The organism is Chromobacterium sp. INPA-IVC (assembly GCF_059047085.1).
The window spans coordinates 134,749-148,869 of sequence record NZ_JBTNLS010000006.1; the positions used below are offsets into that span (position 1 = coordinate 134,749).

Sequence of the window (14,121 nt, forward strand, 5' to 3'; positions counted from 1 at the left end):
AATAATTGGCCAATTCAATGGAATTAATCATGTAATCCCAAGGATTCGCCAACATGCTCATCCCAGCGCAAGCTCCCCACCTGATCAGCGACCTGGCCGCGGTGCGCGCCATGGCGGCGCTGTTCGACCATCTCCCGGACGTGGTGTTCGCCGTCAAGGATCTGGACAGCCGCTATCTGACGATCAGCGAAGGCTGCGTCGGCCGCTGCGCGCTGCGCCACCGCTGGCAGGCGGAAGGCCGCACCGCGCACGAACTGTTCCCCAGCGCGATGGCCAACCGCTATCGCGAACAGGATCTGGCGCTGTTCGCCGAACAAAGACCGCTGCGCAACCGCCTGGATCTGACGGTCTATCCCGACCGCGCGCCGGGATGGTGCCTGACCAGCAAGCAGCCGCTGCGCGACCCGGACGGGCGGCTGCTGGGCCTGGTGTGCATCTCCAAGGATCTGGCCGACCTCACCCGGGAAAAACTGCTGGACGAGCGTTTCGCCGCCTGCGTCGACCACATCCAGGCCCATTACCACCGGCCGTTGCATCTGGAAGAGCTGTGCGAGCTGTCCGGCCTCAGCATCGGCCAGCTGGACCGCCGGATGAAGCGGGTGTTCCAATCATGCGCGGGCGACTTCATCCGCCGCACCCGGATGGAGGCGGCCTGCCACGCGATACGCCACAGCCGCCGCTCTCTGGCCGACATCGCCGCCAGTTGCGGCTTTTCCGACCAGAGCGCCCTCACCCGGCTGTGCCGGCAACTGCTGGGCCTCAGCCCGCGCCAGCTGCGCTGGCAGCACCTTCCCGCGCGGCAGAGCTGAGCCACGCGTGCATGCGCTCCATCGCCTCGGTCCGCAAGGCGTTCTCCGGCCGCGACAGCCACCATTGCGCGCCCGGCAGCCGCGGATAGCCGGCCAACGCGCGCAGCCGGCCATCGCGCAAATCTTCATCCACCGCCAGCGAAGACAGGCAGGCGATGCCGTAACCGCGCAACGCGGCGTCGCGCGCCAGCTGGGCATCGTCGTAGATGGCGGCCACGCCGAAGCGGCGCAGCAGCCGCTGCGTTTCCGCCTCGGCGGCGTCCGGCAGCCGCGCCCTCTCCAGGCACACCAGCCGCGCCAGCTCGTGATGGCGTTCGAACGGCAATCCGGCTAGCCGTTCGGCCAGCGCCGGCGCGCAGACGAACAGCCACTCGTCGCGCAGCCAGCGCGCGTCCTCCCAGCCATCGAGCGACAGCGGCCGCGGCGAGATCAGCAGGTCGACGTCTATCTCATCCGCCTGGCCAGGCGACTCGTCGATGGACAGCAAAGGCACAATGTCCGGGTGCGCGGCGCGCAACGCGGCCAGCCGCGGCTGCAGCCAGCCTTGCAGCAAGAAGGCCGGCCCCACCAGCGCCACCAGGCCGGGATCGGTGTAGACGGCTATCCGGTCCAGACCGCGGCGCAGGGTTTCCAGCGCGCGCCCCACGCTCTGCTGCAGCATCTCGCCGGCGAAGGTCAGCTCCACGCCGCGCCCCACCCGGTGGAACAGCGGCTGGCCGACAAACTCCTCCAATTGCTGGATCTGGTGGCTGATCGCCGATTGCGACAGGTGCAGCGACTCGGCCGCGCGGGAAAAGCTGCCGATCCGCGCCGCCGCCTCGAAGCCTGCCAACAGCCGCAGAGACGGCAGCCGCGACGCGCCGGCGTGCTCCGACACTCCCTCGCCTCCCGGCGCATCATGTTCCGCCATGCTTCCCTCCTTGGCTTCATCCGCGCTCAGGCGGGCTGTTGCTGAGTCGCGCAATGGATGCCGCCGCCTCCGGCCGCGATGGCGTCTATGTTCAACTGCACCACTTCCCGCTCCGGAAACAGCTCGCGCAGCGCGCTCAAGGCGTTGCGGTCGGCCTTGGCGTCGCCGAACTCGGGCGCGATCACCGCGCCGTTGCAGACATAGAAATTGATGTAGCCCGCCGCCATTTCCTCATCCTCGTATTCCGGCCGGACTCGGGCAGGGCCCGGAATCGTCACCACGTCCAGCTTGCGGCCGCGCGCGTCGCGCGCCTGGCGCAAAATAGCCAGATGGCGGCGCGTCACTTGATAGTCGTAGGAAGCCGGGTCCGTCTCCAGACCGGCCACCAACACGCCGGGCCTGGCGAAGCGCGCGTAGAAGTCGGTATGGCCGTCGGTGATGTCGCGTCCAGCGATCCCAGGCAGCCAGATCACCTTCTCCACGCCCAGCAGCCGGCGCAGTTCGTCTTCGCACTGCGCCTTGCTCCAGCCGGGATTGCGGTTGGGATTGAGCACGCAGCTCTCGGTGATGATGGCTGTGCCTTCGCCATCCACCTCGATGCCGCCGCCCTCCAGCACCAAGCGGGCGCGCAGGAGCGCCGAGCCAGCTTGGGCGGCGACGAAGCCTGCCACCCTGGCATCGCGGCCATGCGCCTGCTTGCCGCCCCAGCCGTTGAAGTTGAAATCCACCGCCGCCAGCCTGCCCCCGCCGCTCTTGACGAATACCGGCCCGCTGTCGCGTATCCACAAATCGTCCAGCGGCTGGGCCACCAGCTCCACGTCCGGGCCGCATAGCCTGGCGGCCAAATCGAGCTCCTCTTCGCGCGCCAGCATGCGCACCGGCTCGAAGGCGGCGATCGCCGACGCCACCCGCGCCAGATCGCGGCGCGCCGCCGGCAACAGCCTCCCTCCCCACACCGCCAGGCTGGGGCCGAACGCCATCCAGGTGGCGGCATGGCGCGCCCCTTCGTCCGGCATCCGATACGCGTCGGCCGACTTCGGCGCGCCGCCTGCGGCCATCGCCTTGTCCGCCAGCCATCCCCCCGCCGCCAGCAGGCTCCCGCCCAGAAACCGTCGTCTGCTCGTCATCGCTGTTCCTTTGCTTGAATTCACGGCTGGCATTGTGCGGGAGGATTTCCATTTGAAAAATTGATTAATTTTCCGCAGATCAATCAATTTTCATCATAAATAATCAATAAACAGACTTTCAAGCCATGCGTAAAAACACCAAGCCAATGGCATATGAGGCGTATTAGCCTTATAACGATATTGGTCTTTTCCATCCAGCGCACCGCAAGCCCACGGACCTTTCCATGCTCAACTCCGCCAGGGAAACCAATACGCCCGCCACGGGTTCGCTCCCTCTGCCCGGCATCCGGGAGAGCGATGTTTGCTTCGATCTGCTGACCCGATATGTGGAAGATTACGCGATCATCCTGCTGGACGCTGGCGGCCTGGTTCGCAGCTGGAACGCCGGCGCCGAGCGCATGCACGGCTACCTGGCGATCGAGGTCCTTGGCCGCCACTTCAGCTGCCTTCTGCCCCCATCCAACAGCGCCTATCCGCAAGCGATGCGCCAGTTGGCGCAGGCGGAACAGAGCGGCCGCCACGCCGTCGAACACTGGCATCTTCGCCGCGACGGCAGCCGTTTCCTCGCCGACATCCTGCTGGTTCCGCTGCGCGCCGATGATGGAGCCATGCGCGGCTACGCCAAGATCACCCGCGACCTCAGCCACCGCAAGCGCATGGAGGATCGCTTCCACCAAATGGTCCAGGAATCGCCGAACGCGATGATCATGATAAACGGCGCCGGCGCCATCATCCTGTTCAACCGTCTGGCGGAAGCGATGTTCGGCTATCCCGGCGACGAACTGCTAGGCATGCGGATAGAGCAGCTGATGCCGGAGCGCTTCCGCGGCCGCCACGGCCAGCTGCGCCAAAGCTTCCTGCGCCGGCCCGAGGCCAGGCCCATGGGCGTGGGGCGCGACCTGTACGGCCTGCGCAAGGACGGCGGCGAATTTCCGATTGAAATCGGCCTCAATCCGATAGAAACCGAAGCCGGCCCGATGGTGCTGGCCGGCATCGTCGACATCACCGCCCGCAAACAGGCTCAACGCCAGCTGGAAACCGCGCTGCAGGAAAAAACCACCTTGTTGAACGAAGTTCATCACCGGGTGAAGAACAATCTGCAGGTGATCATCAGCCTGTTGAGCATGCAGGGCCAGTACGTGCGCGAGGACAGCGCCCGGAGCGTGCTGCAGGACAGCCAGGCGCGCGTCCGCTCGATGGCGCTGATACACCAGCTGCTGTACGAGCGCCACGACTTCTCCAAGGTGGACCTGGGCGAATACCTGCAGCGCTTCAACCAGCTGCTGCTGAACAGCTACGGCCAGTTGGCCGGCGGCGTGAAGATTGAGCTGGACGCGCCGGCGGGCCTGGCCTGCATCGAACTGCAGCGGGCGACGCCTTGCGGCCTGCTGATCAACGAACTGCTGACCAACGCGCTCAAGCACGCCTATCCGGGCGGCCAAGGCACCATCTGGATGCGGCTGGCGCGCCAGGATGAACGGCATGCCCTCCTGACGGTGGCCGACCACGGCGTGGGCCTGCCCGACATCGATCCGGCGACGCGTCCCGCGTCGCTGGGCTTGCAGCTGATGCCCATGCTGGCCGAACAGATGGGCGCCCGGCTGGAGACGCTGGACAACCATCCCGGCGTGCGCGTGGAAGTCAGTTTCCCGGTATTCGGCGCGGGAGAAAGCGCGTGAAAAACATCAGCATCCTGATCGTGGAAGACGAACGCATCATCGCGATGGACCTGCAGCTGCAATTGCAGGCGCTGGGCTACCAAGTCTGCGACATAGCGGCCAGCGGCAGCCTGGCGATAGCGTGCGCCGAGCGGGACCGGCCGGACCTGGTGCTGATGGACATCCACCTGGAGGGAGACATGGACGGCGTGGACGCCGCCTGTGAAATCTACCGGCGGCTGAAAATCCCCATCGTCTTCCTCAGCGCCTACGCCGAGAACGCGACGCTGCAACGCGCGAAAAACGCGATGCCCTACGGTTATCTGGTCAAACCGATTTCTCCGCGCGAGCTACACGCCACGCTGCAAATGGCCATGGTCCGCTACAAACTCCAGCACCGGACCGACGAAGAACTGGGCACGATGGGCAAGGCGATGCAGGCCGCCGAACTCGACGTCTGGGAATGGCGAGTGGAGGCCGACCAGATGCAGACCTTCAGCCTCGCGGGCAACGCGCCGCTGGCGTCGGGACTGGCGGCCAATGAATCGATCCGCCACTTCATCGAACAGGTGGATGCCCGCGACGCCGCCGCGGTGAGCGAGGCGATAGCCAGCACCCGCGACCACGGCTGCGCGCTGGACATCCGGTTCCGCGCCCGCGCCGAGCCCGGCCAGGACGAGCGCTGGCTGCACGCCCGCGCGCGCAGTTTCGACGACGGCGCCGCCGGCCGGCGCATCATAGGCGTGCTGCAGGACATCACCGGACAATGCCAGACCGAGGAGAGGCTGCGCCAGGCCGCCACCGTATTCGACTCCACCTCCGAGGGCATCGCGATACTGGACGCGCGCCGCAAGGTGGTGTCGGTCAACCCGGCCTTCAGCCAGCACACCGGCTACAGCGCGGAGGAAGCGATGGCCTGGCCGGATATCGACCTGCTCTACCAGACGCCGCACAGTTTCGCCCGAGCCGGCCCGCCAGCAGCCTCCGACGAGCGCAAGCTGTGGCAAGGCAACGTCAACTATCTGCACAAGAACGGCAAGGTCATCAACATCTGGGAAAGCATCAGCGTCGTGCCCGGCCCGGACCGCGGCGTCGCCAACTACGTGCTGGTGTTCTCCGACATCAGCTCGGTGCTGGCCGCGCAGGAACAACTGGCCTACCTGGCCAAGCATGATCCGCTGACCAACTTGTGCAACCGCCGCATGCTGCAAGACCGGATGGAGTACGGATTGGCCCAGACCACTCGCCATCAGAAAATGATGGCGGTGCTGCTGATAGACCTCGATCACTTCAAGACCATCAACGACTCCCTCGGCCACAGCCACGGCGACCAGTTGCTCGCCACCATCGCCGCCCGGCTGCAAGGCAGCGTGCGTGCGAGCGACACCGTGGCTCGGCTGGGCGGTGACGAATTCTGCATCGTGCTGGGGGACATCGAATCCCCGGGCGACGTGGACCTGATGGCGCAGAAACTGCTGCAGCGGCTGGCCGAGCCAGTGCGGCTGGAGCAGATGGTGTGCTATGTGACCGGCAGCATAGGCATCTCGATGGCGCCGGCCGACGGCATGAGCGTGGACGAGCTGCTGCGCAACGCCGACCAGGCGATGTACGGAGCCAAGCACGCCGGGCGCAATCGCTACTGCTTCTTCGCCCCCGCCATGCAGAAAGCCGCGGAAGTCCGGCTGCAGATATCCAACGGCCTCCACCAGGCGCTGGAAGAAGGCCAGTTCCGGCTCGAATTCCAGCCCATCATCGATCTCGCCAGCGGCCGGATACGCGAGGCGGAGGCGCTGTTGCGCTGGCACCATCCGGAGCGCGGCGTCATCAATCCCGCCGTCTTCATTCCCATCGCCGAAGAGTGCGGCCTGAGCGGCAAAATCTGCGAATGGGTATACGACCAGGCCTTGTCCGTCATACGCGAATGGCGCGACACGGTGCGCGACGACCTGCGCATCGCGATCAATGTGTCGGCCCTGCATTTCCGCGACTTGCAGAACCCGGCCCGCTGGCTGGACAAGCTGAGGCGCGCCGGGGTGCCTGGCCAGGCGCTGATGCTGGAAGTCACCGAATCCCTGCTGCTCGACGCCGACCGCAAAGTGCAGGAGGCGCTGGATCTCTATCGCGCGGCCGGCATCCGGATCGCGCTGGACGATTTCGGAACCGGCTACTCCGCGCTGTCCTATCTGCAACGCTACCGGCTGGACTGCCTGAAGATAGACCAGGCCTTCGTGCGCCGGATCACCGACGAGCCCCGCAACCACGCGCTGTGCGAAGCCATCGTCGTCATGGCCCACAAGCTGGGCCTGAAAGTCATCGCGGAAGGCGTGGAAACGCCGGCCCAGGCCGCCATACTGCAAACCTGTCGCTGCGAGCACGCCCAGGGCTTCCTGTACTCGCATCCTCTGCCGGCCGATCTTTTCGTCGAGTTGCTGCGCCAGCACGGCGGCCGCCTCCCCGGCGATTTCCCTCCCGACCCGCGCGCGCTGTCCGCTTGACCTCGCGGCGGCGGCGGGCGACGATGGCCGCTCCCAAACCATAGGCGCTGCCTGGCTTGGCATCTCGCCCGCAGCCCAAAGGCCCGACATGCTGCAAATCCGCCTCGCGTCCCCGGACGATCTGCACGGCATCGCCGCCCTGCTGCAGGCCAATGCGCCATCCAACGGCGGCTCGCTTACGGGAGAATTCCCAAGCGGCAAGGTCGCCGCGATGCTGCAATCGGGCATGCCGACGGTGACGGCGCTGCGCGATGGCCGCGTCGTGGGCGCGCTGTTCAGTTCCGCCGCGGCTCAACCCTCGCCGCCGCCTCCGGTGGCGGCCATGCTGCGCGCCTGGCCGGGCGGGCCCGACGCCTATGTCTACGGCCCGATTTGCGTGGCCGCCTCAGAACGAGGCCAAGGCCTGCCGGCCCGCCTGTACGCCGCGCTCCGAGACAGCCTGCCCGGCGGCGAGGCCATCCTGTTCATCCGCCGCGACAACCCCGCTTCGCTGCGCGCCCACCAGCGTCTGGGCATGCGCGAAGTGGCGGCGTTCACGCTGGATGGCGCGGAGTATGCGGTGCTGAGCGACGCGGAGCATCCCGCGACTTAGCGCTGCGGACACTGCTCCTGGTCCAGCGTTGCGCCTGCTTGCCCAGCGCGAAGGCCACGCCGCCGCCAGGAAGCGGCATATCGCGCCTGCCCCGAACACCAGGAAAATATTGAATATCCGCATTAGCACTTAAGTATTCGCCCCGAAGCGCATGGCCGCGCTCCGCGGCTATACCTGCAAGGCAACGCCGATGATCCGCCGCGCAGGCGGGCCTATCCATCGCTCTCCCTGTCCGGCAGCCCATCGGCGAAATGCGACGCCAAACCAGGAGCAGCCGAAATGCCTACCCCCCGCATGCGCAAGGACGTATCCAAGCTGGACGCCAGCGATCAGACGCTGCAATGGTATGCCCGGGCCGTACACGACATGCAGCAGCGCCCGCCCAGCGACGCCACCAGCTGGCAGTACCAGGCGGCAGTGCACGGCACGCTGCAGAATCCCTCATCCTTCACGCAGGACCAGAAGCAGGCCTGGGCGCAATGCCAGCACGCCACCTGGTTTTTCCTACCCTGGCACCGCGTCTATCTGGGCATCTTCGAAGACATCGTCTCCGCCACCGTGGCCAAGCTGGGCGGCCCCCAGGACTGGGCGCTGCCGTACTGGAATTACAGCCCGCCGGACGCCCGGGCGCTCCCCGCCGCCTTCACCGCCAAGCAATTCGCCGGCCTGTCCGGCCAGAATCCTTTGCTGGTGGAGCGCGACCAGGGCAACGACGGCAAGCCTTTTCTGGACAACAAGGCGGTCAGCCTGAATTGCCTGAAGCGCGCCAACTTCGCCGGACACCTGGCGCCGGGCGGCGACTCCGGCTTCGGCGGGCCGATGCGCGGCCCCAACCACATGGGCGACAGCGATCAGGGGCAGCTGGAGATGGTGCCACACGACATGATCCACAGCGATATCGGCGGCCTGATGGGCGATCCCGACACCGCCGCGCAGGACCCCATCTTCTGGCTGCACCACGCCAACATCGACCGGCTGTGGGAGGTATGGCGCAAAATGGGCAACGCCAATCCCACCGATCCCAAATGGTTGAGCGCCACCCGCTTCTTCTTCCACGACGCCAGCGGCAAGCCGGCCACCTTCACGCCGCAGGACGCTCTGGACACCGTGAACGGGCCCTGGCACTACCAATACGACAACCTCGCCAATCCGCTGGGCAATGTCGGCTAACGACGCCCAACCCCACGGGAGCACTCATCCATGTCAACGGAACACCCATGCGAGATGGTGGCAGCCACCCAGGAACCGTTCCCGCTGGCGTCGCGGGACGCCACGGTCAGCCTGTCCATAGAGTCGCCGACCGGCCCGGCGCTGCAGGCGCAAGCGGCCGGCAGGCCGCGCCAGGCCTACCTCCGGGTTGAGCGGGTCACCGGAAAAGGCATGCCGCCAAGCTATGAAATCTACCTGCATCCACCGGGCGAATCCCAACCGGCCAGCCGGGAAGAGCTATGCGCCGGCGTCCTGCCGCTGTTCGGCCTGGACAAGGCGTCCCGCCAGGGCGCGGGCCATGCCGGCACCGGCCTGCATTATGTTTTCGACGTCACCGAGCTGATGGCGCGGCTGGAACGGGAGCCCGGCTGGGATCCCAAAGACCTGCGCGTCACCTTTGTCCCCAGGCGGCAAGCCAAACGCGAAGCCGAGGTCAGGGTGGGACGGGTCAGCCTGTATTACGAGTGATTTACGGATCGCTCCGATGCGCGCGCTGACGATGGGCTCTGCCCGCCCCGCCGCGCCGCTGCCTGCCGGCTTGCGGCGAACGCGGGACTGGTTTCTGCGGCATCCGGAATGGTGGGCGCTGGCGCTCTGCGCCGCGGCGTGGCTATGCCTGCTGCAAAGATCCGGCGGCATCGGCTTCGCGGCGATCTGCCGCGGCGGATTCTCCTGGCGCGAACTGGGCTGGGCTCCGTCGCCGGATGGCGGCCTGCCGCTGATGGCGGCGGCGATGATGCTGCCGCTGGCGGCGGGCCCCGCCCGCTATGCCGCCCTCCACAGCCTGTGGCGGCGGCGGAGCCGGGCAATCGCGGTCTTCCTGTGCGGCTATCTCGGCCTCTGGCTGGCGGCGGGCTGGCTGCTGGATACGGCGGCCGCGCTATGGCTGTCCGCCGTCAACAACCGCGCCCTGTCCCTCGCCGGCGCGGCCCTCGCCGCGGCCGCCTGGCAGCTTGGCCCGGGCAAGGCCGCCGCCCTGGCGGCTTGCCACCGCGGCCGCGCGCTGGCGCCCTCTGGCTGGGCCGCCGACCGCGATTGCCTGCTGTATGGACTGGATAACGGCGTCGCCTGCCTGCGCAGCTGCTGGCTGCTGATGCTGCTGCCGGGCGCCGGAGGGCATGGCGTGGCCGTGATGCTGGGCATCACCGCGCTGGCCACCGCCGAACGCTACCGCCGGCCGGCCGCCGTCGTTTCCGCGGCCGCGCTGCTGGGCTTGGCGCTGTGGCAGGCGATGGCCGCATGACCGCTCCTCACCCGCCGCCGTAGAAACCATCCAGCGAGCACATGTCCAGCGTCTCCTGAACGCGGTAGAAATCGGCGACCTGGTCCATCGCCCGGTGCTCCAGCTCCATCATATAAGCCAGGCTGCCCAACGCGCGCCGCTGCGCGGCGGCCCCCAGCAGCGAGATCTCGCGGAAGAACAACTGCGGCAAAGCCGCGCATCCGCCCTCCAGGCAAGCGTCGTCCCGCCGCGGAAACGGACGGTAAGCGGCGCGTTCCTCCTCCACGCCGTCCTGCCCCATGTCCGCCAGTCCCTCCATGCCCAATCCGCACTCGAAAGCCATCAGCGCCGCCAGATAGCCGATGGGATCATAGCGCCCCAGCACAGTGAAGGCATCGACATAGGCCTGGAACAAGGGCAGCGGCAAAGCCTGGTCCAACCAGGCAGACGGCACGCCCAGCGCCTCGCATACCGACCGTCCATACACCTCGCGCGCCAGCTCCTCCTGAAAGTAGCGGTGGACATGCTGCTTCATCGGCAGCCGCATCCGCCGGGTCATCAACGGCGCGATGATCTCGGCGAATCGCCTGGAGACATGGTATTGCTCGATGAACAGGCCCTGGACCAGCGAACCCGCCTCCGCGCCTTCCGCGCCCACCTGACGCGCGAAACGGCTCTCCCCCAGCGTCTCCAGTCCGGACTGCAGGCACTGGCGGGCGCGGCGCATGAAGTTGACGCCGCTGTCCGCCGCCGCCGGCGACGTCCAGCCGCGCAGGCGGCGGCGGGCTCCCGCGCAGGGCGCCTGCAGCACCAGATCCACCAGGCACAGCAGGTACGATTCTTCCTGCACCGGGCAATAAAAGCCCAGCACGTCCGGCCTGGCCACCCGCCCCGTGCCGCGGCCCAGAACCGCGCCGCCGGATGCCTCGATGAAGCCCGTCAGCACCCTCCGCCACAGCGGAATCAGTTGCGGCAGGTTGTCTTCCAGATAGAGTTTTTGCAGATAGAAGGTCTGCAGCGCGAAATTGTCGCCCCACTCCGGCGCGGCGACATCGTCGATGAAAAACGCGCCGGGGGCCGGAGGCGGCTCGTCCAGCAAATGCAGCATCACCCGCGCGGTGGCGACGCACTGCCCGCCGCGGTCGCCGGAATCGGACCGCAGCCGCTCGATGCAGCGGCCGATCAGCGACTCCTGCTCCAGACGGCGCATCTCCAGCGCGGAGCGGCCGGCCGGCGCGTCCCGGATCAGCGACAGTTCATCCAGCTGGCGCGCCAGGGACAGCTGCCAGGGCTGGGCCGAGCCGGAATGGATGTCGTACCAGATTTCCGCGCCCGGATTGGCCATGGACAGCACGCTGTCCAGCACCCGTCCGCCTTCCACGCCCTTGAAGGCGAGCTTGTACTCGTTGGAATCGGCCGCCAGCACCACGGTCTGCCCATCCTCGTCGAGCCTGGCGCTGAAGGGCACCAGTTGCGGCGCGCGGTATTGATTGATACGCCTGGCTTCCATTGCGGCCTCCTGCGATAGCGGGCGCGGATGCAACCATTCCGCGCGAAAACTCCGGAATCCACCCCGGATCGACGCGATCCGAAAGGCGCAAATCGATGGGCCGGACTTTCATCTTATGCCGTAACCACCCCGCGCCCACGCGATTAAAACTGTCCAAAATGACTGTTTTTGATCATTTTTCTTCGCAATCAGCGCGCCTTGAGCGAGTCATCGCGCCACGGAGTCGCATCATCGCAAACCGCGCCACGCTTGACATGGCGCCGGTCCCGGCTATAACCAGCACATGCTGGATATTCCATATAAGAATCATGGTTAAGTAGTCTTACGAATCCGGCATCATCCGTCGACCAAGGCGGACGACAACATCGCGGTATCGGGTCGGCAACGCACCAGGCAGCACAACGTCATCTCGACAATGTCTTGGGAGAGCCAACCATGAACCTCAGCCAATTCCAACGCGCCTCGGCCCCGTTATCGCAAAGCCTGGACAACCTCGGTCCGCTGGCCGAGCTGTCCGGCCACTGGACCGGCCATGGCTACAATATGATCGCCGTGCCGAACCGCCAGAACGGCGGAATCTTCCGCCTGATCGTCAACGCCACCATCGAAACCATCAGTTTCAACCCGATAGGCGGGCCGGTGCCGAACCGCGGCTCCAAACAGAACGACATCTTCCTCTACGGCTTGACCTACCTGCAGCAAGTCAGCGACGCCGACACTGGCGAAGGCATACACATCGAACCCGGCATCTGGCTGAACGTGCCGGCCACCACCGCGCCTCAAGATCCGCCCACCATCGCGCGCCAGGCCACCATCCCCCACGGCGATTCGCTGCTGGCCCAGGGCCAGGCGTCCAGCGAGGCGCGGGCGCCCAACATCGCGCCGGTCAGCCCGCTGCCCACCCGGGTGGATGGCAAACCGCTGCCTCTTGGTTATACCGATCCCTACCTGAACGGCAAGTTCCCTCCCGGCTTCGATATGTCGAATCCCAACCAGGCGCTGGTGGACGTGCTGAAGTACCAGCAGCAACAGCTGGAGCTCAAGGTGGTGAGCACCACCAATCTGCCGGTCAGCACCCAGGATTCCGGCGGCATCGCCAACATTCCCTTCATCGTCCAGAACGCCGACGCCACCGAGATGAATTCCATCTTCTGGATCGAAACCCTGCAGCGCCCGGACGGCAGCCAGTTCCTCCAGTTGCAGTACACCCAGACCGTGCTGCTGGTGTTCGACGAAGTGATCTGGCCGCACGTGTCGGTGGCCACGCTGATCAAGCGCTGAGCGCGCCGCGCCGTTTGCCTACCCGACGATTCGCGGAGGAAACATGAGCATCGATTCGAGCAAACCCTTCGGCATGCTGTTCGACCGCATCTACGGCCAGAGCGCCGCCGGAGACCTGGCGGATGCCCGCAAGCCGCTGCAAGACGCGGCCCAGCTGGCGATCCAGGTGGAAATGACCACCATCCCGCCGTATCTGACCGCGCTGTATTCGATCAGCGATCCCAACTGCGAGGCCTACCAGCTGCTGCGCAGCGTGATGATGGAGGAGATGTTCCACATCAATCAGGCCGCCAATCTGCTGGTGGGCATCGGCGGGCGGCCCCGGCTGACCGGCAGCGCCGCGCCGGTCTATCCCTGTTATCTGCCCCACGCCAACACCAGCACCACGCCTTTCATCGGCCTGTGCCGCGCGTCGGTGGAGGTGTTCAACGACACCTTCACCGCGATCGAAACCCCGGCGCCGCCGCACGCGCCGCCGCGCGGCGACAACTACAGCTACATCGCCCAGCTGTACGACGCGCTGCTGGACGGCCTGACGGCCTATCCGGACCAGGCGGCGCTGTTCCAGCCGAACGCCGACGCCTGTCAGCGGCTGGACATCTATCTGGGCAAGTTCGGCGGCAAGCCGGTGCGGGTCACCGACCTCGCCAGCGCCCGGCTAGGCGTCCAGCAGATCGTGCAGCAGGGCGAAGGCAGCGTGCCGGAATCACAGTCGATGATTCCGATCGAGCCGTGGGCCACCTACAACACCTACGGCGAACGCACCGACGGCACCTACGGCCCCATCATCGGCTCGCCGTACGAGATGTCGCACTTCAAGAAATTCCGCACCGTGTCGCTGGACAAGGCCGGCTTTCCGCCCACCTACCCCATCGTGTCCAATCCCAAGCGCGGCGACTTCACCAATCCGATGGCCATCCAACTGGCCGAGCTGTTCGACATCGCCTACAGCCTGATGCTGGACTCGATGGAGCGCAGCTTCATCGCCGGCCAGTCCAAGGACAGTTTCTTCACCCAGGGCCTGCCACTGATGCACCAGGCGCTGCCCAACCTGGCCCGCAAACTGATGCAGACGCCGCTGCACAAGGATACCGACAGCGACGTCGGCCCCAACGGCGCGCCCACCTATCTGTACCAGCCCGGCAGCAGGCTGGCCGATCTGGCGACGCGGCTGCCCACCGCCGTCCAGGTGGCCAGGCAACAGATAGACGACCCGGCGGAGCGCGGCGAGATGGTAGACGCGCTGGAGAGCGTGCGCGACAACGTCAGCCGCCTGGCTGCCGCCCATCAGACCGCACAAGCATGAAT

At 66.5% G+C, this 14,121-nt stretch carries 12 protein-coding genes; 9 read left to right on the plus strand and 3 right to left on the minus strand.

What is annotated here, in order from left to right:
* Window positions 1-53: 53 nt before the first annotated feature.
* Window positions 54-809 carry a helix-turn-helix domain-containing protein gene (locus ACX17K_RS12385; protein WP_493775034.1) on the plus strand — a complete coding sequence of 252 codons (756 nt, stop codon included), beginning with the start codon at window positions 54-56 and terminating at the stop codon, window positions 807-809.
* Here the strand turns inward: ACX17K_RS12385 and ACX17K_RS12390 are convergent.
* Together ACX17K_RS12390 and ACX17K_RS12395 are read right to left on the minus strand one after the other, a co-directional pair.
* Window positions 760-1,719 carry a LysR family transcriptional regulator gene (locus tag ACX17K_RS12390; protein WP_493775035.1) on the minus strand — a complete coding sequence of 320 codons (960 nt, stop codon included), beginning with the start codon at window positions 1,717-1,719 and terminating at the stop codon, window positions 760-762. The two genes, ACX17K_RS12385 and ACX17K_RS12390, sit on opposite strands and share 50 nt — an antisense overlap.
* A gap of 26 nt (window positions 1,720-1,745) precedes the next feature.
* Complete coding sequence (locus ACX17K_RS12395) at window positions 1,746-2,846, minus strand: agmatine deiminase family protein (protein WP_493775036.1); 1,101 nt, start codon at window positions 2,844-2,846, stop codon at window positions 1,746-1,748.
* Between the two features lie 224 nt (window positions 2,847-3,070).
* Between ACX17K_RS12395 and ACX17K_RS12400 the strand changes: the two genes are divergently transcribed.
* From ACX17K_RS12400 to ACX17K_RS12425, 6 genes are all read left to right on the plus strand, one after another.
* Window positions 3,071-4,525, plus strand: a complete 1,455-nt coding sequence (locus tag ACX17K_RS12400; RefSeq protein WP_493775037.1) for a sensor histidine kinase — start codon at window positions 3,071-3,073, stop codon at window positions 4,523-4,525.
* Window positions 4,522-6,999, plus strand: a complete 2,478-nt coding sequence (locus ACX17K_RS12405) for a two-component system response regulator (RefSeq protein WP_493775038.1) — start codon at window positions 4,522-4,524, stop codon at window positions 6,997-6,999. The genes ACX17K_RS12400 and ACX17K_RS12405 overlap by 4 nt, the downstream gene beginning before the upstream one ends.
* A gap of 88 nt (window positions 7,000-7,087) precedes the next feature.
* Window positions 7,088-7,591, plus strand: coding sequence for a GNAT family N-acetyltransferase (locus ACX17K_RS12410; RefSeq protein ID WP_493775039.1), 504 nt, complete (start codon window positions 7,088-7,090; stop codon window positions 7,589-7,591).
* Between the two features lie 279 nt (window positions 7,592-7,870).
* Complete coding sequence (locus ACX17K_RS12415; RefSeq protein WP_493775040.1) at window positions 7,871-8,761, plus strand: tyrosinase family protein; 891 nt, start codon at window positions 7,871-7,873, stop codon at window positions 8,759-8,761.
* 30 nt (window positions 8,762-8,791) lie between these two features.
* The gene (locus tag ACX17K_RS12420) at window positions 8,792-9,268 is read left to right on the plus strand and encodes a DUF7868 domain-containing protein (RefSeq protein ID WP_493775041.1); all 477 of its coding nucleotides are present in this window, start codon (window positions 8,792-8,794) and stop codon (window positions 9,266-9,268) included.
* 16 nt (window positions 9,269-9,284) lie between these two features.
* Window positions 9,285-10,043, plus strand: a complete 759-nt coding sequence (locus ACX17K_RS12425; protein ID WP_493775042.1) for a copper chaperone — start codon at window positions 9,285-9,287, stop codon at window positions 10,041-10,043.
* 7 nt (window positions 10,044-10,050) lie between these two features.
* Here ACX17K_RS12425 and ACX17K_RS12430 read toward each other — a convergent pair whose 3' ends face one another.
* Entirely contained in the window at window positions 10,051-11,532 is a 1,482-nt protein-coding gene (locus ACX17K_RS12430; RefSeq protein ID WP_493775043.1) for a hypothetical protein, read from the minus strand.
* A 435-nt stretch (window positions 11,533-11,967) separates the two neighbouring features.
* Between ACX17K_RS12430 and ACX17K_RS12435 the strand changes: the two genes are divergently transcribed.
* A complete protein-coding gene (locus tag ACX17K_RS12435; RefSeq protein WP_493775044.1) occupies window positions 11,968-12,813 on the plus strand; it encodes a heme-binding protein in 846 nt (281 codons plus the stop codon).
* A gap of 43 nt (window positions 12,814-12,856) precedes the next feature.
* The gene (locus ACX17K_RS12440) at window positions 12,857-14,119 is read left to right on the plus strand and encodes a ferritin-like domain-containing protein (RefSeq protein WP_493775045.1); all 1,263 of its coding nucleotides are present in this window, start codon (window positions 12,857-12,859) and stop codon (window positions 14,117-14,119) included.
* Window positions 14,120-14,121: the final 2 nt, after the last annotated feature.

Excerpts from the sequence above, each read along its gene's own strand:
- ACX17K_RS12385 (WP_493775034.1), top strand. The coding sequence starts at position 54 with ATGCTCATCCCAGCGCAAGCTCCCCACCTGATCAGCGACCTGGCCGCG.
- ACX17K_RS12390 (WP_493775035.1), bottom strand. The coding sequence starts at position 1,719 with ATGGCGGAACATGATGCGCCGGGAGGCGAGGGAGTGTCGGAGCACGCC.
- ACX17K_RS12395 (WP_493775036.1), bottom strand. The coding sequence starts at position 2,846 with ATGACGAGCAGACGACGGTTTCTGGGCGGGAGCCTGCTGGCGGCGGGG.
- ACX17K_RS12400 (WP_493775037.1), top strand. The coding sequence starts at position 3,071 with ATGCTCAACTCCGCCAGGGAAACCAATACGCCCGCCACGGGTTCGCTC.
- ACX17K_RS12410 (WP_493775039.1), top strand. The coding sequence starts at position 7,088 with ATGCTGCAAATCCGCCTCGCGTCCCCGGACGATCTGCACGGCATCGCC.
- ACX17K_RS12415 (WP_493775040.1), top strand. The coding sequence starts at position 7,871 with ATGCCTACCCCCCGCATGCGCAAGGACGTATCCAAGCTGGACGCCAGC.
- ACX17K_RS12420 (WP_493775041.1), top strand. The coding sequence starts at position 8,792 with ATGTCAACGGAACACCCATGCGAGATGGTGGCAGCCACCCAGGAACCG.
- ACX17K_RS12425 (WP_493775042.1), top strand. The coding sequence starts at position 9,285 with ATGCGCGCGCTGACGATGGGCTCTGCCCGCCCCGCCGCGCCGCTGCCT.
- ACX17K_RS12430 (WP_493775043.1), bottom strand. The coding sequence starts at position 11,532 with ATGGAAGCCAGGCGTATCAATCAATACCGCGCGCCGCAACTGGTGCCC.
- ACX17K_RS12435 (WP_493775044.1), top strand. The coding sequence starts at position 11,968 with ATGAACCTCAGCCAATTCCAACGCGCCTCGGCCCCGTTATCGCAAAGC.
- ACX17K_RS12440 (WP_493775045.1), top strand. The coding sequence starts at position 12,857 with ATGAGCATCGATTCGAGCAAACCCTTCGGCATGCTGTTCGACCGCATC.